Here is an 18,522-nt window from a genome sequence, read left to right as displayed (position 1 = left end):
GCAAATCCTAATGCATTGATTCCCTTGCATTCCTGGCCTTCCGCCCGCTGCGGAACGCAAGGGTTGCCGTGCCACGCCTGACAAGCTCGGCCGGTATAAATCCGATATATTAACCTTATCAATGTATTAACAGATTAGCCCGGCGCGGCCCCGGTTCTGGCACCCTGTTTGCTGATACCCCTCCCATCAAGCAAACGGGCAACAAGCCCAGCCGAACCGATAGGAACCACCGTCATGATCCGCTTCGCCGCCGCCGCCCTGATCGCCGTCGCTTCCCTGGCCGCCGCCCCCGCCTTCGCCGCCGCCTCGGGCACCATCCAGCTGAACAGCACCGTCGCCCAGACCTGCACCGTGGCCGTCACCGACGCCGGCGCCCAGCTGAACATCCTGACCGGCTCCAACGCCGTCACCGTCGGCAGCGTGGTCGAAACCTGCAACGACGGCGCCGGCTACCAGATCAGCGTCACCTCCGCCAACGGCGGCACCCTGAAGTCCAACGCCACCGGCGCCCAGCCCGTCAGCTACACCCCCATCTACGACGGCCAGTCCAGCGGCAGCAGCGTCAACGTCGTCCGCTCCTCCGCCCAGTTCAACAAGACCGCCACCGTCGCCGTCACCGTCCCCGCCAACGCCCAGGCCATCGCCGGCAGCTACACCGACACCCTGACCATCACCATCCAGGGCAAGTGAGCCGCCAACCATATCGGCCCAAAGCAAAACGGCCCCGCCTGGTCATCCAGGCGGGGCCGCTGCTTTTTCGCCCTCAGGGAAACGTTCCTCAGCGCTTGATCTTCTGGCCGGGGTGTATTCGGCGGGGGCAGTCGGTTAATCTGGGGCGGCGAGCCGCCGGGGCAGGCGGCATCTGTCCGTTTAGGGGTATGGGGCGTGACTGTGAATGAACGGGGCGCGCGCCCGGCGCGGAATGCGCCGGCCGCCAGAGGGGGCCAGGGCGCCGGTGATGGGCGCGCCAAGGGCAGCGGCGTCACCTCGCGCTTCATCGGCACGACGCTGGCGGGGGTGCTGGCCACCATCGTCCTGCTGTGGTTCGTCGTCTCCGCCGGCGGCAGTTGGCATTTCTATTATAATCCCGAGGGCCTGGTCATCGTGCTGGGCGGTGTCGTCTGCGTCGCGCTGCTGGCCTTTCGCGGGGACGAGATCCGCGCCGCCCTGGGCGCCCTGGTCGGCATCGTGCGCGACCGCGACAGCATCCGCGCCGACGTTGCCGAGTTGATGGAGGTCGCCCGTCCTCTTTATGAGAAGCGCATCCAGGCGGCGGACGAACGGGCCCAGCGCGTGGCCCACCCCTTCCTGCGCCTGGGCCTGCAGATGGTGGTGGATGGACAGCCGCTGGAGGACCTGCTGCAGGTCATGAACTGGCGCATCCAGAAACAGATGGAGCTGGAGGCCGGGCAATCGCGCTTTTTCCGCACGCTGGCGACCTTCTCCCCCGCCTTCGGCCTGCTGGGTACGCTGGCCGGCATGGTCGGCATGCTGAAGCACCTGGGCGAGGGCGACATCGGCCTGATCGGCGCCAGCATGGCGGTGGCCATGCTGGCCACGCTGTACGGCCTTGTCCTGGCCAACCTGGTGTTCAAGCCCATCGCCATCAAGCTGGAGCAGCGCACCGGCCGGCGGGTCGCCCTGATGAACGTGCTGTTGGAAGGGGTGGTGCTGACCCATCTCGGCCGCTCCCCCACCCTGATCCAGGACAGCCTGGACCATTACCTGCGCGACGCGCGGGAGGAGGACTGGGGTGGCGCCTAGCGACCAGTCCAGCGGCGCCGGCAATGGCGGTGGCGATCCGCCGCCGCCCAAGCCCCGGCATACCGCCCGTGTCTACGCCTCCGGTGTTCCCGTCCCGCCCCCCGTCATGCCGGGGGCGGCCAAATCCGCTACCGCCCCGTCTCCCACACCCAGGCCCCCCGCACCCAAGTCCCCCGCCCGTCCCGATGTCCGTGTCCGGGGGGGCCGGCTGGCCCATAACCGCACGGTTCCGGGCCGCATGCCCGGCGAACCGGCGGAGGAGTCGGAGGAGTGGGTCATCAGCTACATGGACATGGTCACCCTGCTGATGGTCGTGTTCCTGGGCATGGTGGCCATCCTGGGCATCAACGGCCGGCTGAAGCTGAAGTCCGACAACAACCAGCCGGGTGCCGGCCGCGTGGCCGTCACCGCCGATCCCATCGGGGCGCCCGCCCGGGATATGGCCAAGAATCCGACGGCGGCCTCCACCACCAGCCCCACCTTCCCCCCGTCCCGGTGTACCCGCCGCAACGCCCGCCCGCCGACGCCCTTCCGGAGGCCGGCCCGGCGGAAGAGCCAACGGCGGAGGCCAAGCGTCTGGCCCAGGCACTGGAGGCGCAGGACCTGCCGCCCGACGTGCAGGTCACGCCCCACGGCAGTGGCCTGTCCATCGAGATCAAGGATCGGGTGCTGTTCGCCTCCGGCCGCGCCGATCTGGGGGAGGAGGGGCAGCAGTTGCTGGCCCGTCTGGTCCCCATGCTGCAATCGTTGAAGGGCATGGTGACGGTGGAGGGGCACACCGACAGCAACGCCATCAACACCGCCCGCTTTCCCAGCAACTGGGAATTGTCCGCCGCCCGTGCCGCCGCCGTGGTGCGCATGCTGATCAGCGATGGCGTGCCGGCCAACCGCCTGCGGGCGGTGGGCTATGCCGATACCCGGCCGCATGGGACACCGCCGGGGGCCAACGCCGACTCCACCGCGCCGGACCATGACCGCGCCGCCGACCGGCGCGTCACCTTGATCGTCGAGACCCGCTAGGGGCCAATGGCGCATCGCGCCATTGGCCCGGCGCCAGACCGTCCAGCGTCCAATCGCCCACCGCCCAGCGCACCAGGCGCAGGGTGGGGAAGCCCACGGCTGCCGTCATGCGGCGGACCTGGCGGTTGCGCCCCTCCTTCAGGGTCAGCTCCACCCAACGGGTGGGGATGGACGCGCGGTAGCGGATGGGCGGGTCGCGGGGCCACAGGCCTGCGGGTTCCGCCATCAGACGGGCGCCAGCGGGCAGGGTGGGACCATCCTTCAGCAGGACGCCCCGGCGCAGGGCTTCCAGGGCCGCCTCGTTCGGCACGCCCTCGACCTGCGCCCAGTAGATCTTGGGCAGCTTATGCTTGGGGTCGGCGATGCGGTGGATCAGCGGGCCGTGATCGCTCAGCACCAGCAGTCCTTCGCTGTCCCGGTCCAGGCGGCCGGCCGGATAGACGCCGGGCACGTCGACGTAATTCTTCACCGTCGCCCGGGGTTGCCCCCCATTGGCCCCGTCATCGCTGAACTGCGACAGCACGTCATACGGCTTGTTGAACAGGATCAGCCGGGGCATCTCAGCCCCGTTGGGCCCAAGAAGTCGCCAGGGCATGTACCAGGATGGCGGCGGTGGCAGAGACGTTCAGCGATTGCACCTGGCCGCTGCCGCGCAGGGTGACCAGCTGGTTGCAGGCCTGCAGCGTGGTGGCGGGCAGGCCCACCTCCTCGTTGCCCAGGATCAGGGCGGCGGGCTTGGACTGGCCGCCCGCCAGGACGGCCGCCGGGTCCGGATGGTCGCCCAGGGCGGTGCCGACGATGCGATAGTGGGCGCGCAGGTGGCGCAGCGTCTGGACGAAGCGCGATGCCTGGTACAGCGTCACATATTCCAGCCCGCCCTCGGCCACGCGGTAGGTGGCCTCGGACGGCAGGGCCTGCTCGCCATGGTCGGACAGCACCAGGCGGTTGATGCCGAAGAAGGCGCAGGTGCGGACGATGGCGCCCAGATTGTGCGGATTGCCGACGCCATCCAGGATCATCAGCGGTTGCCCCGCCGCCGCCCATCGCGCCGCCTCGTCCATGTCGAACGGCAGGACGGGCCGGGGCGGGGCCACCGCCACGACGCCGCCATGCAGGGGCGTTCCGGCCACCTTCTCCATCTCATCGGCGGGCAGCAGGCGATAGACCTTGCGCGCCTGGGCCAAGGCCGCGCAGTAGGCGCCCACCTTCTCCTTCATGCGGTCGTCGAAGAACAGCCGCTCCACCCGCCCCGGGTCCTGGGCGAACAGGGCGGCCACCGCCGGCAGGCCCAGGACGCGGAAGGTCTTGCGGCGGGCGCTGTCACCGCCGGTGGTCTCAGTCATACCGACGGGCTTGGGCTGGGGGGCGGCCTTGGACGGCCCTTTGGCGCTGCGGGGGTCCGGCATCCCTGGTCCTCGTTACGAATGGCGGTGATGGGGCCGCATGAAGCGCGCGGGTCCGGACGGGGTCAACCGGTTTTGTGTCAACCCAGAAGACGGCCCAGCCGCACGCCCGCGCGATCCAGCAGTGCGGCGAAGGACGGGCCCGCCAGATAGGCCTGTTCCACCTGGCGGCTGGCCACCACCGGGTCCAGCCCGGCCAGCACGTCATCGGGCAGGGCGGGATGCACCATGATCAGCGCGCGGTCGCGGGCCGGTTCCAGGAATTTGGCCATCAGCGCGGGAAAGTCGCGGCCGGGGCCGAAATCGTAAACGCCGCGAAAGCCCCGGTTGGTGGGGATGCCGCGCCGGGCCGCCGCCGTCGCCAGTCCCCGCGCCAGGGTGGCGATGATCAGGGCCTTCGCGCTGTCCACCCCGCGCGCCAGCACCCCGGCGACGGGTTCGGAACAGTCGCGCACATAAACGCTGCCGGCCGGATAGCGGCGCGCCACCGCGTCCAGCACCAGGCCCCGGATGCCGGGCAGCAGGTGGACATGCTGGTGCCCGTCGACATGGGACGGCGGCCGTCCGGCATGGGCCTCGAACAAATCCAACTGGCGATCGATCTCCGCCGTCAGGTCGGCCTGGATGGCGGCCCCCATCAGGCGGCCAGTCAGGGCGCGGACCATCAGGTCGCCCACGCTGCCGAAGCGGCCGGTGGGCGCCAGCGCCGGGCAGGGGCCCGCCGGCTCCTGGTCCGTCAGGGTCAGGTGCAGTCCGATGTCCGCCTGCTCCGCCACCTCCGCCAGCCAGGCGGCATGCTCCGGCCAATAGGGCGTGGCGGTCATGCAACTGGTGCCCGACAGCCGCCCCTGGCGAATCAGGGCCAGGATGCCCTGGGACACGCCGGGGGAGAGGCCATAGTCGTCGGCATTGACGACGACAACGGGACGACTCACGTCGGCATTGACGGCGACAACGGGAGGATTCGCGTCGGGGGTCGAGGTGTTGATTGCGGTCATGGCGCGCGCCCCTCGGCCAGCAGCGTGGGGATTTCAGGGTTCACGTCCGCGCCGCTGGGCAGCGGGGCGGTCGGGTCGGTGATCCAGGCCAGGATATCCTGCCACACGATCCGGGCCTGAAGGTCGCGCAGCATCATGTGCCAGGCCGTGGGATAGAAGGCGATGCGCGGACCGCCCTGGCTGGGGTCGGGCAGGCGGGCCAGGGCCTTGGTCATGGGCTCGTGCGGGATCAGCTGCTCATGCTGGCCGTACATCACCAGCGACGGCACCCGGAAATCCGGCGCCGCGGCCATGGCGGCGTCCATCAGGTCGGTCAGGCCCTCCAGCGCGTCCACGCGGGTCGCCTTCACCACCAGGGGGTCGCGGCCCAGCGCGATCATCATGGGGATGTTGTCCGACGCCTGCACATGGACCAAGCCGCGCGGCGGCGTCAGGGTCAGCCAGGGCACGGTCCAGTTGGCGATGGCCAGGGCCCAGCGCTGATAGAAGGGCATGGTGCCGCGCGACCACACGGCGGGCGCCGTCAGGATGGCGCCCTTGAAGCCGGCCGGCAGGGTATGACCGGCCAGGGCGGTCATCAGCACGGCCCCGCCCATGCTCTCTCCGGTCAGGAACAGGGGCGTGTCGGGATAGCGGTCGTGCAGGGCCGCCGCCGCGTCCCACATGTCGCGCACCATGACGTCGCCGCCAGCCCACACGCCGGGCCGGGGATTGCGGCCGAAGCCCCGCTGGTCATAGGCGTAGGTGGCGACGCCATGCTCCGCCCACCACCGGCCGGGGGCGTCATAGGCGTTGGCGTAGTCGTTGAAACCGTGCAGGGCCAGGATGACGGCGCGCGGGGTGCCATCGGCCGGCAGCCAGGACTGGGTGGGCAACACGGCGCCGTCGCGCGCCGTGATCCCGGCCTGGGCCAAGTGCGGCGTGACGGCCACCGGCGGGGACGCCACTTGTGGGGTGGTGGCGCAGGCGGTCACGGACAGCAAAAGCAGGACGACCGCCTGCCAGCGGCATCGCCGGCGCGGAACGACGACGGGGTGGATGCCACCCTCAGCCCTCGCCATTGCCGGCAGGGGCGCGGGTCAGTTGAAGGAAAATGTCCTCCAGGTCCGATTCCTTGGTGCTGAGGTCGACGATGGTCAGGCCGGCGGCGGCGATGGCGTTCAGCACCTCCCCCACCTTCACGCGGCTGGGGGGATATTGCACCGTCAGTTGCCGGCCCTTCAGCGCGACTTCGAAGCCGGCCAGGGTGGCGGGCACCTCCGTCAGGTCCTGGTCCACCACCGCCACCAGGTCCTTACGGTCCAGGGTGCGCAGCAGCCGGTCGGTGCTGTCGCACGCCACCACTTGGCCGTGGTTGACGATGGCGATGCTGTCGCACAGCTCCTGCGCCTCTTCCAGGTAATGGGTGGTCAGCACCACGGTGGTGCCGGCGCGGTTCAACTCCCGCACGTGGGCCCACAGCGATTGGCGCAGTTCCACGTCCACGCCGGCGGTGGGTTCGTCCAGCACCAGCACGGGTGGCGTGTGCACCATGGCCTTGGCCACCATCAGCCGGCGGCGCATGCCGCCCGACAAGGTGCGGGCATAGGCGTTGGCCTTGTCCTTCAGGCCTACGGCCTCCAGCAGGCGGTCGGTCTGCCGCTCGCGCTTCGGCACGCCATACAGTCCGGCCTGCAGGTCCAGCAGTTCCCGCGGCGTGAAGAAGGGGTCCATGTTCAGTTCCTGGGGCACCACGCCGATGGCGGCGCGGGCGGCCCGCGGGTCCTGGTCGATATCGATGCCCCAAATCTTGGCCGTGCCGCCGCTCTTGGTCACCAGGCCCGCCAGGATGTTGATCATGGTGGACTTGCCGGCGCCATTGGGGCCCAGCAGGCCATAGACCGAGCCGCGTGGGATGGACAGGTCTATGCCCTTGAGCGCCAGCTTGGCCGGCGCCTTGCCGCTGGCCTTGTAGGTCTTGGTCAGGCCGCGCAGCTCAATCGCCAGGGCGGGCTGGGCGTTGGGCTCCGCTGTCGGGGCGGGTTGGGCGGGGTGGGAATCGGGCGCGCGCGTATCAGGCATGGGATCGGAACGGTCCATGATGGCGGGGCCGGAAAGCGTGGGGCCCGAAATGAAGGGGAGGCCTAACAAAACCAGATGCAAAAAGGCGTACACCCCGCGGTTGATGGCGGTCAACCACGGCCATCACACCCCCCTGGCGTATCCGTGGCAGGCCATCCTGGGTGGCGGCATGGGCGCCCGGAACGGAGGGGGAAGGGACGGGGCACCGCCGTCGCTGCCTCACCCTTGATCCGTCGGCGCGCTTGGCTATGATCCGGGCGTCGGTGGGACGGTCGTCCCGCCCCTTGACCTTTATATTACGGAGCGCCCAGGGCCATGCAGCCGATTGAGACGATCTATGTCGACACCCCGTCCGTCGGGTGTGATGGCGGGGGCGGTGCGCTGGGCCATCCGCTGGTCTACCTGACCATGGAAAAGAAGGGCGAGATCGACTGCCCCTATTGCGGCCGCCATTTCGTCCTGTCCGAGGCCGGCAAGGCCAAGGGTGGCCACGGGCACTGAGGCCGTGCCGGCCCCTTCAGGGCCGGCCTTTTACGCGCCAGGACGGGCCATCCACAGTTCGCCGCCCTGGCGCGGGCACCCTATTCTTTCGCATCGATAGCGGCCCGCGACTCGTCGCGATATACCAGTGCCGGTATATATGCCGGCCCCACACCGCTATGATTGGGGCGGGCCCGTCTTTAACGGCACCTGATGGCCCCCACCCCTTCCCAGCCCAAGCCCACCCACCTGCCGCTGGCCAAGCTTCCCTTCGTCGGTCTGCGCCGTGACGGGGCCTTGGGTTATTGGGTGATGCCCCAGGATGGCGATCTCGCCGCCGGGGCCGCCGCCGTGGCCCTGGGGCGCACCTACGCCGCCTGGTTCCTGCTGTATGCCGAGATCAACGGCCGGGCCGCCGCGCGCACCCTGATGGACAGCATCGAGCGTGAGATGCCCTCCCGCTATCCCGCCGTCGATCGCGCCTTCCTGCGCGAAATCGCCAGCCAGGGCTTCTCACAAAGCGCTGCGTGAAGTCGCGCGAAATGCTCCCGCACAGGTTGCTTCGCGCCGCACTGCGGCTTATGGTGTCAGTGATAACCGTCCATGAACGGACCGGCGTGATGGGCTTGGCGGTATGGTCTGGCGGTACGATGCGACAATTTGTGGAAAATTGTCGGTAATGCTAGGCTTACCAGGAACGCCGAAAGGATCACCGCGGTCGTGCTTGAAGAATTCAGCATCAGCCTGTTCGTGATCGCGCTCCTCGGCGCGATTGGCATGGTCGCCATGGTGCTGTTCCGCCAGACTTTGCTCTACGCCACCCGCAACGCCGTCGCGGAGTTGGAGGGCCGGGTGTCCAAGGCGCGCGCCGCCCTGGATCAGGCCGCCAAGACCCACGACCAGAACCTGGCCCGGGGCCGGGACCTGGCGGAAGAGCGGCGCATGATCCAGAACCAACTGGCGGAAACCCACCGCCGCCTTCTGTCCGCCCAGTCCGACAATTTCGAGGTGATCCATGAGGTGGGGGAGGCGGGCGCCAGCCGCCGGCTCTACACCGGCAGCCTGGCCTTGGGGCCGACCCTGACCGTCAACCAGACGGCCACCACGCACAGCCATTTGCGCGGGTGCCCGCATCTGGTCGAGGTGTGGGCCGACAACCAGGCGGAGGCCCTGCGTATTGCCCGCCAGGCCTTTCCGGAGACGGCGGGCTTCACCCTGTCCATGCTGCAGGCGCGGGACGCCGCGCCCCAGCAACTGGTGGCCTCGTGATGTCGGCCGCGCTGCTCGCCAACATCGGGCTGATCGTCCTGTTGATGTATTCGCTCATCCAGTTCACGCTGACCGCCCGCAGTATCGAGGAGGACCGCCGGACGCGGGAGCGCCGGCTGGGCCGTCTGGAGGAGGAATTGGGGCACGCCACCGCCGCCGCCAATGACGCCAAGGCCACGGCCGAGGGCAGCGCCCGTGAGGTCGCCGCCCTGGAAGACGCGGTGGCGGAACTGCGCGCCGTGCGCACCGAGGCCGACGCCAAGCTGCGTGAATTGCAGTCCGCGCCGCGCCGCCGCCTGATCGTGCCGGACAAGGCGGTGCTGGTGCATGGCCGCCTGTGGGAGGTGACCGTGGCCCCCGTGGCCGGGATGGCCGCCAACGGGGGCGAGCCGGAAACCCCCGGCGGGGATGGCGGTGCCCGGGTCTACCTGCTGGGCGCCACCACGGATCGCGACGCCCGTTTCCGTGCCGAACAGCGCTTTCCCACCGGCCTGGGCTATCGCGTCCAGAAGGTGGAGCGCTTCAAGCGGGGATCAGGGCCCCATGTCCGTGCCTTCCGATAACGACGCGGCCGACTTCGTCATTCCCGCCACCGTGCCGCCCTTCTTCGGCCGGCCGGGCATGGAGCGCGCCCTGCTGCTGGCGCGGGGCGTGCGCCGCATGCTGGTCCACCGCGGCATGCGCTCCATGCTGGAGGTGCCGCTGGCCAACAACCGCCGCGCCGACATCCTGGCTCTGGCCGGCGACGGCACCGTCACCATCGTCGAGATCAAAAGCTCCGTCGCCGATTTCCGCGCCGACCACAAATGGGGCGATTACCTGGAGTTCTGCGACCGCTTCTACTTCGCCGTGGGCGAGGACTTTCCCCAGGAACTGATCCCTGAGGAGTGCGGCCTGATCGTGGCCGATGGCTATGGCGCGGAAATCCTGCGCGAGGGACCCGAGGTCAAGCTGAACGCCGCGCGACGCAAGACCCTGCTGCTGCGCGTCGCCATGCAGGCCTTCCAGCGCCTGCACCAGGTGGAAGACCCCCGGCCGACGGCGTTGTGACACGCACGGCATGAGGCCAGGAAAAAGGCCGGCCAAGGTGCCCTGGCCGGCCTTTGCTTCTACCCCTGATCCGGTGCCTCAGCCCCGGTTCATGCGGCTGTCCACCAGGTCGGTGACGACCGTGGGATCGGCCAGGGTGGAGGTGTCGCCCAACGCTTCATGCTCGTTGGCGGCGATCTTGCGCAGGATGCGGCGCATGATCTTGCCCGAGCGGGTCTTGGGCAGGCCCGGCGCCCACTGGATCAGGTCGGGCGTGGCGATGGGGCCGATCTCCTTGCGCACCCAGGCCACCAGTTCCTTGCGCAACTCCTCCGACGGGCTTTCCCCGGCGTTCAGGGTGACGTAGGCGTAGATGCCCTGGCCCTTGATGTCGTGCGGGTAGCCGACGACGGCGGCCTCCGCCACCTTGGGATGGGCGACCAACGCGCTTTCCACCTCGGCCGTGCCCAGGCGGTGGCCGGAGACGTTGATGACGTCGTCCACGCGGCCGGTGATCCAGTAATAGCCGTCCTCGTCCCGGCGGCAGCCGTCGCCGGTGAAGTACTTGCCGGCGAAGGTGGAGAAATAGGTCTGCTTGAAGCGCTCGTGGTCGCCGAACACGGTGCGCATCTGGCCAGGCCAGCTGTCGGCGATGCAGAGGTTGCCCTCGGTGGCGCCTTCCAGCACATGACCCTCGTTGTCGACGATCACGGGCTTCACGCCGAAGAACGGGCGGGTGGCCGAGCCCGGCTTCGTGGCGGTGGCGCCGGGCAGCGGGGTGATCAGGATGCCGCCGGTTTCCGTCTGCCACCAGGTGTCGACGATGGGGCAACGCTCATCCCCCACCACGGAGTGGTACCACAGCCAGGCCTCGGGGTTGATGGGCTCCCCCACCGAGCCCAGCAGGCGCAGGCTCTTGCGGCTGTGGCGCTTCACCGGCCCCTCGCCCTCGCGCATCAGGGCGCGGATGGCGGTGGGGGCGGTGTAGAAGATGTTGACCTTGTGCTTGTCGATGACTTCCCAGAACCGGCCGCTGTCCGGATAATTGGGCACACCCTCGAACATCAGGGTCACGGCGCCGTTGGCCAACGGCCCGTACAGGATGTAGCTGTGGCCGGTGACCCAGCCCACGTCGGCCGTGCACCAGTAAATGTCGCCCTCGTGGTAATCGAAGACGTACTGGTGAGTCATGCTGGCGTAGACCAGATAGCCGCCGGTGGTGTGCAGCACGCCCTTGGGCTTGCCGGTGGAGCCGGAGGTGTACAGGATGAACAGCGGGTCCTCCGCGTTCATCGGCTCCGGCGGGCAGTCGGGCGAGGCCGCGGCCACCGCCTCGTGATACCAGATGTCCCGGCCTTCGACCCACTGCACGGCCCCGCCGGTGCGGCGCACGACGATGACCGTGTCCACGCTGGGGCAGGACTTCAGCGCCTGGTCGGCGTTGACCTTCAGGCCCACCTTGCGACCACCGCGCAGGCCCTCGTCGGCGGTGATGACCACGCTGCTGCCGCAGTCCTGCACCCGGTCCTTCAGGCTGTCGGGGGAGAAGCCGCCGAACACCACGGAATGGACGGCGCCGATGCGGGCGCAGGCCAGCATAGCGTAAGCCGCCTCCGGGATCATGGGCAGGTAGATGGTGACCCGGTCGCCCTTCTTCACGCCGCGCGCCTTCAGCACGTTGGCCAGGCGGGTGACGTTGTCGTACAGCTCGGAATAGGTGATGTGCTTGTGTTCGGACGGGCTGTCGCCCTCCCACAGGATGGCGGTTTGGTCGGCGCGGGCCGGCAGGTGGCGGTCCACGCAGTTGGCGCAGGCGTTCAGCACGCCGTCCTCGTACCAGCGGATGGAGACATCGCCGGTGAAACTGGTGTTCTTCACCTTGGTATAGGGCTGGATCCAGTCCAGCCGGCGGCCATGCTCGCCCCAGAACCCGTCCGGATCGCTGATCGAGCGGTCATACATCTGCTGGTATTTCGTCGCGTCGACCCAGGCGTCTGCCGCCACCGCGTCGGGAACGGGGAACAGGGTGTTGTTGCTCATGGGACCTTGGTTTCCTTCCCTGATGTGTTTGTCGCCTGCCGGGGCTTGGGGTGGGACCACCCCTTCGCGGGTGTACCCCTTCCGAAGCCGCCATCCCTGTCCGGCGTGCCCCCTCCGCATCGGGGGGCGCTGGCCGGCATTGTCTAGTCCATGCCCGGCGGCGATGGCCATCGCTTACCGGCCCGAGTATCCCTCTTGCACCTGCATTCCACAAGCGCCAGGCCGTTGCGGAAGCTGGTAAATTTCGCGCCAGGCCCAGGCGTGCTCCTTTGGGGGCGCCTTGGGGTTCGCCCTGTTTTTTCGGCGGAGTCGTGCCATGGGAAACCATCGACGGCGATGGGGCCATGACATAGATCACCCCACCAACCGTTCAGGGCGGCGCCCAAGGGGGCTCCTGGGGGCTGCCCCTGGAGGTTGCGGAGCGGTCGGGTGATTTCCCCTCCCCTCCCCATTGGCGCCGCTGCCGCGCGTGTTCATTTTGTGTTATTGATTGGGCTGTTATTGTCATCGGCGGGCGCCCAGCGACGGCGCCCGTAGCTCCGCGCGGATAGGACGACCATGACGACCGGTGTTGGGGACAACGGTGCAGGACAGGACGCCACGGACCTGATTGGCCGCTTGAGCCAAATCAGCAGCCGCACCAGCCTGATGGCGATCGACAGCGTCTTGCGGGCGCTGTCCCATCCGGCCGTGGCACGCACGACCTCCGGCTTGGCCACGGGGGAGGGCAGGGCCGCCTCGTCCGCCGCCGTCGCCAATGACGCGGCCGACGCCCTTTCCACGCCCACGGTCGCCGATGTCGCCCGCGAGGTGGGGGTGATCGCCCGGCGCATGGTCACGACGACGGAGGATTTCGCGGCCACCATGAAGACGCGATCGGCCTGAGGCCTTCCCGGCCACGCCGCCGCCGCTCAGCCGGCCAGATACACCGCGCCGTCCTCGATCCAGACGCCCACTGGCGCTAGGCCGCGGCCGGCGCAAGGCCCCCGCAGGCACAAACCATCATCCACCCGGAACAGGGCGCCGTGGGTGGCGCACTGCAAATGCTGGCCGTCGGCGCTCATGAACTGGTCGGGTGTCCAGTCCAGGGTGGTGCCGACATGTGGGCAGCGGTTGTGATACGCGAACACCGCGCCGCCGCGCCGGGCCACCAGGATTTCCTGACGGTCGGCGCCACCGCCCCAAGTGATCCCCTTGGCTTGGCCGTCGGGAATGTCGTCCAGACGGCACAGGGGCGACGGGGCCAAGGGCGCGGCCATCTCAGGCATCGACGCCCATGCGCTGGCAGGCGCTTTTCCATTCCGCCTCGGTGATGGGGCAGACGGACAGGCGCGACTGGCGCACCAGGGCCATGCTGGACAGCTCCGGATCGGCCTTGATGTCCTTTAGGGTCAGGGGTGTCTTCACCGGCGTCACCGGCTTCAGGTCCACCATGACGAAGCGGCCGCTTTCATCCGAAGGATCGGGATAGGCCTCGCGCACCACCTCGGCGATGCCCACGATCTCCAGCCCCTCGTTGGAATGATAGAAGAAGGCGCGGTCGCCCACCTTCATGGCCTTCAGGTTGTTGGCGGCCTGGTAATTGCGCACGCCATCCCAATGGGTGCGGCCGTCGGCCACGAACTTGTCCCAGGAATATTTGAAGGGTTCCGACTTCACCAGCCAGTAGGACATGTTTTCTTGTTCCCTCAAACGCCGGGCGCGGCCGTCCGGCCGCTTGGCTATCCTCAATTTCCGGTCCGCTGCGCTCCCCCGTAAATCTCCGGCGGACGCGGTCGCGTCCTAGGGAAAATGGGGGAGCTGCTGGGGCGCTGTTGCCTCAAGCCTTCGGATAAACGACGCGGAAGGGCTGGATCGTTACGGATGCGAAAAGGCCGGCTTCGGCGTAGGGGTCGGCGGCGGCGAAGGCCTGGGCGGCGGCCTCATCCGGGAAGTCCACGACCAGCAGGCTGCCCGTGGGCTTGCCCTCGGCGTCCAGCAGGGGGCCGGCCACGACGATGTGGTCGACCTGGCCGTCCAGGTATTCCAGGTGGCGCGGGCGGGTGGCCAGGCGCAGATCCAGATGGCCGGGCTTGTCGGTGCAGGTGATGGCGAAGTGCATGGGAACGACTCTCCGGTAGGGGTCACACGCCCTCGGGCTTCAGGGGGCGGGACAACAGGGATTGGATGGTGGCGTTGACGTCGGCGCCATGGTTCAGGATGGCGTCCACCGCCTGGCAGATGGGCATGTCCACCTGGCGGCGGGCGGCCAGGCGCACCACCGCCTCGGCGGTGTAGACACCCTCCGCCACGGAGGTGCGGCCGGCCAGGATGGTGGCCAGCGGCTGACCCTGGCCCAGGGCGTGGCCCAGCGACATGTTGCGCGACTGCAGGCTGCCGCAGGTCAGCGTCAGGTCACCCAGGCCGGACAGGCCCATGAAGGTTTCCGGCTTGGCGCCCAGCGACTGGCCCAGGCGGGCGATTTCCGTCAGGCCGCGGGTGATCAGGGCCGCGCGGGCGTTGTCACCCAGGGCGCGGCCGGCGACGATGCCGCAGGCGATGGCCAGCACGTTCTTCACCGCGCCGCCGATCTCCGCCCCCACCAGGTCATCGCTGGCATAGGGGCGGAAGGTCAGGCTGCCCAAGGCCTGGGCCAGGCGCTGGCTGACCTGCGCGTCCCGGCAGGCCAGGGTCACGGCCGTGGGCAGGCCCCGCGCCACCTCGGCGGCGAAAGTGGGGCCGGACAGCACGGCCAGGGGGGTGTCGGGCAACTCGCCGCCCGCCACCTCGGTCATCAGGCTGCCGGTGGCGATCTCGATGCCCTTGGCGCACAGCACGACGGGGGTGCCCTGGGCCAGCAGGGGTTTCAGGCGGGATGTCGTGGCGCGGATGTGCTGCGCCGGGGTGACCAGCAGCACGGCGTCGGCCTGGGCGGCCTCCGCCAGGTCACCGGTGGCGCGGATGTCGTGGTCCAGGGGCACGCCGGGCAGGAAAGGGGTGTTCTCATGCTGGCCGTTGACAGCGGTCACCACCTCGGCCTCGCGCGCCCACAGCACCACGTCGCGCCCGGCCCGGCGGGCGGCCATGGCCAAGGCCGTGCCCCAGGCACCCGCGCCGATGACACCGATGCGCTGCATGTCGTCCCCTTCTGAACCGGTAAGCGTTTGCCGGCTTTGGCTTACCCCGGATGGGGCGGCTTCCGCAATGGGCCGGTGGCGGCGGGCGGGGGGCGATGCTACCGTGGCGACAGCCGACCGGTGGGGTAACCGGCGGATGAATCAGGGATATGGCTTCACATAAGGGGATGCCGAAAATGGCTGTTGGTACTCTGTCGACGGCGCGCCGCCGCGCCGCCCGTTCCTTTGCCTTGCTGGCCGGCTGCGCGCTGGTCTCCCTGGCCGGCACCGCGCTGGCGCAGGACGCGGCGTCCAAGCCGGTGGTTTTGCACTGCCCGGCGCTGCTGGATTCGGTGGCGGGCAAGATGTTGGGCCCGACCAGCGTGGTCATCCAGGGCGAGCGGGTGGTGGAGGTGGTGCCCGGCAGCGTCACCCGCCCCGATGCCGAGGTGGTGGACCTGGTGGGGGAAACCTGCCTGCCCGGCCTGATCGACGCCCATGTCCACATCAGCAGCGAGTTCTCGCCCACGGTCTACAGCGACATGCTGCACTTCAACCTGGCCGACTGGGTGGTGCGCAGCACGGTGTGGGCCAAGCGTACCCTGCTGGGTGGCTTCACCACCGTGCGCAACCTGGGCGACAGCCATTATGAGACGGTCGCCCTGCGCGACCAGATCAACAAGGGCTGGGTGCCCGGCCCCCGCATCCTGACGGCCGGGCCCGCCATCGGCTCCACCGGCGGCCATGCCGACGACGGCGACGGCCTGCGCATGGACCTGCAGCCGGACGTGGGCGCGCATGACAGCATCATCAACGGCACGGCCGATGCCTGGAAGGCGGTGCGTGAGCACTACAAGCAGAACGTCGACACCATCAAGATCATGACCACCGGCGGTGTGCTGGACCTGTCGGGCAGCGTCGACAACAGCCAGTTGACGGAGGAGGAGACCAAGGCCCTGGTCACCGCGGCGCATGAGTACGGCTACATCGTCGGTGTCCACGCCCACGGGGCGGAGGGCATCCGCCGCGCCGTCGTCGCCGGCGCCGACAGCATCGAGCACGGCACCTTCATGGACGCCCAGGACATGAAGCTGATGAAGGAGCACGGCACCTACTACGTGCCCACCATCTATACCGGCACCTATGTGACGGAAAAGGCCAAGGGCAACCCCCACGCCTATCCGCCGGCGGTGCAGGCCAAGGCCCTGCTGGTGGGGCCGCAGCTGATGAAGACGGTGGGCGACGCCTACAAGGCCGGGGTGAAGTTCGCCTATGGCACCGATGCCGGCGTGTACCCGCACGGTGAGAACTGGAAGGACTTCCCCCTGCTGGTCCAGGTGGGCATGCCGGCGATCTACACCCTGCAGATGGCGACCATCAACGCCGCCACCCTGCTGAAGAAGGACAAGGACATCGGCAGCGTCGCCGCCGGCAAGTATGCCGACATCGTTGCCGTCCCCGGCGACCCGACCAAGGACATCACCCTGATGGGCAAGGTCGACTTCGTGATGAAGGGCGGCGTCGTCTTCAAGAAGGGCGGGGCCGAGCAGGTGTTCACCAGCACGGCGCATTGAGGGAGGCGGCCCCCGGCCGGTGACGGCTGGGGGCCGACCGACGCGACTAGCCGAGAATCAGTGTGAACCTGTTTCCGGCCAAAAATCCTCATTCATAATTGCATCGAAGGGCCAGGGGCAGGTGGCCGGAAAGGTCGACCGCGCAAGGCCAGTTTCGCGCTCAGCCTCGACAAGAGCGAGGCGGTAGGCGTTGGCGGTCGTTTCCGGCAATGTCCCCTTGAGGCTAGGATTGTCGGCCAGGTGGTCGGCAAGCCGGTAGCGCTGTTCCTCAATGGTCAAACGCCAGCTATTGCCGCGAAAGCTGGGCTGAAACTGCCATTTCAGGAGATGCAGCAGCAGAACGGCCAGCCGGTTCACAAGCTCGCGCTTCTCACTGCGGCCCATGCTCTCGATCTCCTCGGCAATGTGCGCAATATCGGCCGCCGCCAGCTTACCGGCACGGAGCAGCGACGCCTGTTCATTGGCCCAGGCATAAAAATCGCGGTCGTACAGCGTGGATTTGCTCATGGCTGTGCCTCATTAGGCGGCTGGTAGGCAGATACTCAGGAGCTCACGCGCCTTCCGATATTAGACACTCAAGCCCACAGGGTCGCAACCTCGCGCGGGCGTCGCGCCGCTTACGCCTTGACCCCCGCGAACTTCATCGGCTTCGCGGTGGGGTCCAGGGGCCAGCGGGGGCGCGGGGCGAAGTCCAGGCTGTCGGTCTGGCCCAGGCGGAACCGCTCCAACCCCGCCCAGGCGATCATGGCGGCGTTGTCGGTGCAGAGGGCCAGGGGCGGGGCGGTGAAGGTCAGGCCGCGCTTGGCCGCCAGCTTGGCCAACTGCTCGCGCAGGTATTTGTTGGCGGCCACGCCGCCGGCCACCACCAGGTGCTGGCCCCCTCCTTGTTCATTGGCGGGATGCCGGCCCTTGAAGGCCTTGATGGCGCGGTCGCAGCGGTCCAGCAGCGACTGGCCCACGGCGTGATGGAAGGCGGCGGCGAGGTCCGCCACGTCCGCCTCGGTCGGGGTGCCCAGCTGTTCCACATGCCGGCGCACGGCGGTCTTGAGGCCGGAGAAGGAGAAGTCGCAGTCGGGCCGCCCCTTCATCGGGGCTGGCAGGTCAAAGCGGCCGGGATTGGTGGCGTTCTGCGCGGCCTTCTCCAGCAGCGGCCCGCCGGGATAGCCCAGGCCCAGCAGCTTGGCCGTCTTGTCGAAGGCCTCGCCCACCGCATCGTCGATGGTGGTGCCCAGGCGCCGGTACTGGCCCACGCCCTCCACCTCCAGCAACTGGCAATGCCCGCCCGACACCAGCAACAGCAGGTAGGGGAAGGGCACGTCGTTGGTCAGGCGCGCCGTCAGGGCGTGGCCTTCCAGATGGTTCACGGCGACGAAGGGCAGGCCGCGCGCGGCGGCCATGGCCTTGGCCGTCATGACGCCCACGATCACCCCGCCGATCAGGCCGGGACCACCGGTGGCGGCGATGGCGTCCACCTGGCCCAGATCCAGGCCGCCTTCGTCCAGCGCCTGGCGGATCAGGCCGTCCAGGTAATGCAGGTGGGCGCGGGCCGCCACCTCCGGCACCACGCCGCCATAGGGGCGGTGCTCGTCCAGCTGCGACAGCACGACGTTGGCGCGGATGGCCCGCGTATCGTCGACGATGGCGCAGGCGGTCTCATCACAACTGGTCTCGATACCCAGGACGATCATGACGTAAAACCTTCGGGGCCGATCCGGTGTCCACCGGATTTAAGCCATATCAAATCGGCACGATTTGCGCCGTTGTCACCGACCGGGGCCTTTCCCGCAAC

At 68.8% G+C, this 18,522-nt stretch carries 22 protein-coding genes and 1 pseudogene; 11 read left to right on the top strand and 12 right to left on the bottom strand.

The annotated features are described in order from the left end of the window. Nucleotides 1-234 precede the first annotated feature (234 nt). The 4 genes and pseudogenes from ULB03_RS04850 (at nucleotide 235) to ULB03_RS04840 (ending at nucleotide 2,784) form a co-directional block, all read left to right on the top strand. Complete coding sequence (locus tag ULB03_RS04850; RefSeq protein ID WP_322482140.1) at nucleotides 235-690, top strand: spore coat protein U domain-containing protein; 456 nt, start codon at nucleotides 235-237, stop codon at nucleotides 688-690. Between the two features lie 195 nt (nucleotides 691-885). Next, entirely contained in the window at nucleotides 886-1,764 is an 879-nt protein-coding gene (locus ULB03_RS04845) for a motility protein A (protein WP_322482139.1), read from the top strand. Between the two features lie 106 nt (nucleotides 1,765-1,870). Continuing rightward, a pseudogene (locus tag ULB03_RS27370) lies at nucleotides 1,871-2,089 on the top strand (flagellar motor protein MotB); the annotation flags it as partial. Between the two features lie 170 nt (nucleotides 2,090-2,259). Then, on the top strand, nucleotides 2,260-2,784 hold the full coding sequence (locus tag ULB03_RS04840) for an OmpA/MotB family protein (RefSeq protein WP_322482138.1): 525 nt from the start codon (nucleotides 2,260-2,262) through the stop codon (nucleotides 2,782-2,784). Here the strand turns inward: ULB03_RS04840 and ULB03_RS04835 are convergent. From ULB03_RS04835 to ULB03_RS04815, 5 genes are all read right to left on the bottom strand, one after another. Continuing rightward, complete coding sequence (locus ULB03_RS04835) at nucleotides 2,759-3,343, bottom strand: pseudouridine synthase (RefSeq protein WP_322482137.1); 585 nt, start codon at nucleotides 3,341-3,343, stop codon at nucleotides 2,759-2,761. The two genes, ULB03_RS04840 and ULB03_RS04835, sit on opposite strands and share 26 nt — an antisense overlap. 1 nt (nucleotide 3,344) lies before the next feature. Further along, a complete protein-coding gene (locus ULB03_RS04830; protein WP_322482136.1) occupies nucleotides 3,345-4,127 on the bottom strand; it encodes a TrmH family RNA methyltransferase in 783 nt (260 codons plus the stop codon). Nucleotides 4,128-4,267: 140 nt separating this feature from the next. Beyond that, nucleotides 4,268-5,185 carry a ChbG/HpnK family deacetylase gene (locus tag ULB03_RS04825; RefSeq protein WP_322482135.1) on the bottom strand — a complete coding sequence of 306 codons (918 nt, stop codon included), beginning with the start codon at nucleotides 5,183-5,185 and terminating at the stop codon, nucleotides 4,268-4,270. Next, the gene (locus tag ULB03_RS04820) at nucleotides 5,182-6,159 is read right to left on the bottom strand and encodes an alpha/beta hydrolase (protein WP_322483778.1); all 978 of its coding nucleotides are present in this window, start codon (nucleotides 6,157-6,159) and stop codon (nucleotides 5,182-5,184) included. Before ULB03_RS04820 ends, ULB03_RS04825 begins: the two co-directional genes overlap by 4 nt. Before the next feature lie 73 nt (nucleotides 6,160-6,232). After that, nucleotides 6,233-7,246, bottom strand: a complete 1,014-nt coding sequence (locus ULB03_RS04815; protein ID WP_322482134.1) for an ABC transporter ATP-binding protein — start codon at nucleotides 7,244-7,246, stop codon at nucleotides 6,233-6,235. Between the two features lie 315 nt (nucleotides 7,247-7,561). Here ULB03_RS04815 and ULB03_RS04810 point away from each other — a divergent pair, with 315 nt between their 5' ends. From ULB03_RS04810 to ULB03_RS04790, 5 genes are all read left to right on the top strand, one after another. Continuing rightward, complete coding sequence (locus ULB03_RS04810; protein ID WP_322482133.1) at nucleotides 7,562-7,747, top strand: zinc-finger domain-containing protein; 186 nt, start codon at nucleotides 7,562-7,564, stop codon at nucleotides 7,745-7,747. 192 nt (nucleotides 7,748-7,939) lie between these two features. Next, the gene (locus ULB03_RS04805; protein WP_322482132.1) at nucleotides 7,940-8,257 is read left to right on the top strand and encodes a hypothetical protein; all 318 of its coding nucleotides are present in this window, start codon (nucleotides 7,940-7,942) and stop codon (nucleotides 8,255-8,257) included. Nucleotides 8,258-8,446: 189 nt separating this feature from the next. After that, entirely contained in the window at nucleotides 8,447-8,995 is a 549-nt protein-coding gene (locus ULB03_RS04800) for a hypothetical protein (RefSeq protein WP_322482131.1), read from the top strand. Then, the gene (locus tag ULB03_RS04795) at nucleotides 8,995-9,558 is read left to right on the top strand and encodes a hypothetical protein (RefSeq protein WP_322482130.1); all 564 of its coding nucleotides are present in this window, start codon (nucleotides 8,995-8,997) and stop codon (nucleotides 9,556-9,558) included. The genes ULB03_RS04800 and ULB03_RS04795 overlap by 1 nt, the downstream gene beginning before the upstream one ends. After that, nucleotides 9,539-10,045: an MmcB family DNA repair protein gene (locus ULB03_RS04790; protein ID WP_322482129.1), complete on the top strand. Its 507-nt coding sequence runs from the start codon at nucleotides 9,539-9,541 to the stop codon at nucleotides 10,043-10,045. Before ULB03_RS04795 ends, ULB03_RS04790 begins: the two co-directional genes overlap by 20 nt. A 78-nt stretch (nucleotides 10,046-10,123) precedes the next feature. Here ULB03_RS04790 and acs read toward each other — a convergent pair whose 3' ends face one another. Next, nucleotides 10,124-12,064, bottom strand: a complete 1,941-nt coding sequence (acs, locus tag ULB03_RS04785; protein ID WP_322482128.1) for an acetate--CoA ligase — start codon at nucleotides 12,062-12,064, stop codon at nucleotides 10,124-10,126. A gap of 558 nt (nucleotides 12,065-12,622) precedes the next feature. Between acs and ULB03_RS04780 the strand changes: the two genes are divergently transcribed. Next, on the top strand, nucleotides 12,623-12,949 hold the full coding sequence (locus tag ULB03_RS04780; protein ID WP_322482127.1) for a hypothetical protein: 327 nt from the start codon (nucleotides 12,623-12,625) through the stop codon (nucleotides 12,947-12,949). Nucleotides 12,950-12,975: 26 nt separating this feature from the next. On the opposite strand, the gene ULB03_RS04775 is transcribed toward ULB03_RS04780, so the two are convergent. The 4 genes from ULB03_RS04775 to ULB03_RS04760 all read right to left on the bottom strand — a co-directional run bounded on the left by ULB03_RS04775 (nucleotide 12,976) and on the right by ULB03_RS04760 (nucleotide 15,180). Further along, entirely contained in the window at nucleotides 12,976-13,323 is a 348-nt protein-coding gene (locus tag ULB03_RS04775) for a Rieske (2Fe-2S) protein (RefSeq protein WP_322482126.1), read from the bottom strand. A gap of 1 nt (nucleotide 13,324) precedes the next feature. Further along, nucleotides 13,325-13,738, bottom strand: coding sequence for an EVE domain-containing protein (locus ULB03_RS04770; RefSeq protein ID WP_322482125.1), 414 nt, complete (start codon nucleotides 13,736-13,738; stop codon nucleotides 13,325-13,327). A 145-nt stretch (nucleotides 13,739-13,883) separates the two neighbouring features. Then, nucleotides 13,884-14,165 carry a YciI family protein gene (locus ULB03_RS04765; RefSeq protein WP_322482124.1) on the bottom strand — a complete coding sequence of 94 codons (282 nt, stop codon included), beginning with the start codon at nucleotides 14,163-14,165 and terminating at the stop codon, nucleotides 13,884-13,886. A 22-nt stretch (nucleotides 14,166-14,187) separates the two neighbouring features. Continuing rightward, complete coding sequence (locus tag ULB03_RS04760) at nucleotides 14,188-15,180, bottom strand: NAD(P)H-dependent glycerol-3-phosphate dehydrogenase (protein WP_322482123.1); 993 nt, start codon at nucleotides 15,178-15,180, stop codon at nucleotides 14,188-14,190. A gap of 176 nt (nucleotides 15,181-15,356) precedes the next feature. On the opposite strand from ULB03_RS04760, the gene ULB03_RS04755 reads away from it, so the two are divergent. Continuing rightward, nucleotides 15,357-16,733: a metal-dependent hydrolase family protein gene (locus ULB03_RS04755; protein ID WP_322482122.1), complete on the top strand. Its 1,377-nt coding sequence runs from the start codon at nucleotides 15,357-15,359 to the stop codon at nucleotides 16,731-16,733. A gap of 57 nt (nucleotides 16,734-16,790) precedes the next feature. Here ULB03_RS04755 and ULB03_RS04750 read toward each other — a convergent pair whose 3' ends face one another. Then, the gene (locus ULB03_RS04750) at nucleotides 16,791-17,240 is read right to left on the bottom strand and encodes a DUF29 domain-containing protein (protein ID WP_322482121.1); all 450 of its coding nucleotides are present in this window, start codon (nucleotides 17,238-17,240) and stop codon (nucleotides 16,791-16,793) included. A 110-nt stretch (nucleotides 17,241-17,350) separates the two neighbouring features. Further along, entirely contained in the window at nucleotides 17,351-18,421 is a 1,071-nt protein-coding gene (gene tsaD / locus ULB03_RS04745; RefSeq protein ID WP_322482120.1) for a tRNA (adenosine(37)-N6)-threonylcarbamoyltransferase complex transferase subunit TsaD, read from the bottom strand. Between the last annotated feature and the right edge of the window lie 101 nt (nucleotides 18,422-18,522).

This window comes from Nitrospirillum goiasense, from assembly GCF_034427435.1.
Lineage (GTDB): Bacteria > Pseudomonadota > Alphaproteobacteria > Azospirillales > Azospirillaceae > Nitrospirillum.
This window is presented reverse-complemented; position numbering and strand designations above follow the sequence as displayed.

Coding starts and splice junctions, on each gene's coding strand:
- ULB03_RS04835 (WP_322482137.1), bottom strand. CDS start 3,343: ATGCCCCGGCTGATCCTGTTCAACAAGCCGTATGACGTGCTGTCGCAG.
- ULB03_RS04770 (WP_322482125.1), bottom strand. CDS start 13,738: ATGTCCTACTGGCTGGTGAAGTCGGAACCCTTCAAATATTCCTGGGAC.
- ULB03_RS04760 (WP_322482123.1), bottom strand. CDS start 15,180: ATGCAGCGCATCGGTGTCATCGGCGCGGGTGCCTGGGGCACGGCCTTG.
- ULB03_RS04795 (WP_322482130.1), top strand. CDS start 8,995: ATGTCGGCCGCGCTGCTCGCCAACATCGGGCTGATCGTCCTGTTGATG.
- ULB03_RS04805 (WP_322482132.1), top strand. CDS start 7,940: ATGGCCCCCACCCCTTCCCAGCCCAAGCCCACCCACCTGCCGCTGGCC.
- ULB03_RS04825 (WP_322482135.1), bottom strand. CDS start 5,185: ATGACCGCAATCAACACCTCGACCCCCGACGCGAATCCTCCCGTTGTC.
- acs (WP_322482128.1), bottom strand. CDS start 12,064: ATGAGCAACAACACCCTGTTCCCCGTTCCCGACGCGGTGGCGGCAGAC.
- ULB03_RS04790 (WP_322482129.1), top strand. CDS start 9,539: ATGTCCGTGCCTTCCGATAACGACGCGGCCGACTTCGTCATTCCCGCC.
- ULB03_RS04775 (WP_322482126.1), bottom strand. CDS start 13,323: ATGGCCGCGCCCTTGGCCCCGTCGCCCCTGTGCCGTCTGGACGACATT.
- ULB03_RS04810 (WP_322482133.1), top strand. CDS start 7,562: ATGCAGCCGATTGAGACGATCTATGTCGACACCCCGTCCGTCGGGTGT.
- ULB03_RS04750 (WP_322482121.1), bottom strand. CDS start 17,240: ATGAGCAAATCCACGCTGTACGACCGCGATTTTTATGCCTGGGCCAAT.
- ULB03_RS04780 (WP_322482127.1), top strand. CDS start 12,623: ATGACGACCGGTGTTGGGGACAACGGTGCAGGACAGGACGCCACGGAC.
- ULB03_RS04830 (WP_322482136.1), bottom strand. CDS start 4,127: ATGACTGAGACCACCGGCGGTGACAGCGCCCGCCGCAAGACCTTCCGC.
- tsaD (WP_322482120.1), bottom strand. CDS start 18,421: ATGATCGTCCTGGGTATCGAGACCAGTTGTGATGAGACCGCCTGCGCC.
- ULB03_RS04850 (WP_322482140.1), top strand. CDS start 235: ATGATCCGCTTCGCCGCCGCCGCCCTGATCGCCGTCGCTTCCCTGGCC.
- ULB03_RS04765 (WP_322482124.1), bottom strand. CDS start 14,165: ATGCACTTCGCCATCACCTGCACCGACAAGCCCGGCCATCTGGATCTG.
- ULB03_RS04815 (WP_322482134.1), bottom strand. CDS start 7,246: ATGCCTGATACGCGCGCGCCCGATTCCCACCCCGCCCAACCCGCCCCG.
- ULB03_RS04755 (WP_322482122.1), top strand. CDS start 15,357: ATGGCTGTTGGTACTCTGTCGACGGCGCGCCGCCGCGCCGCCCGTTCC.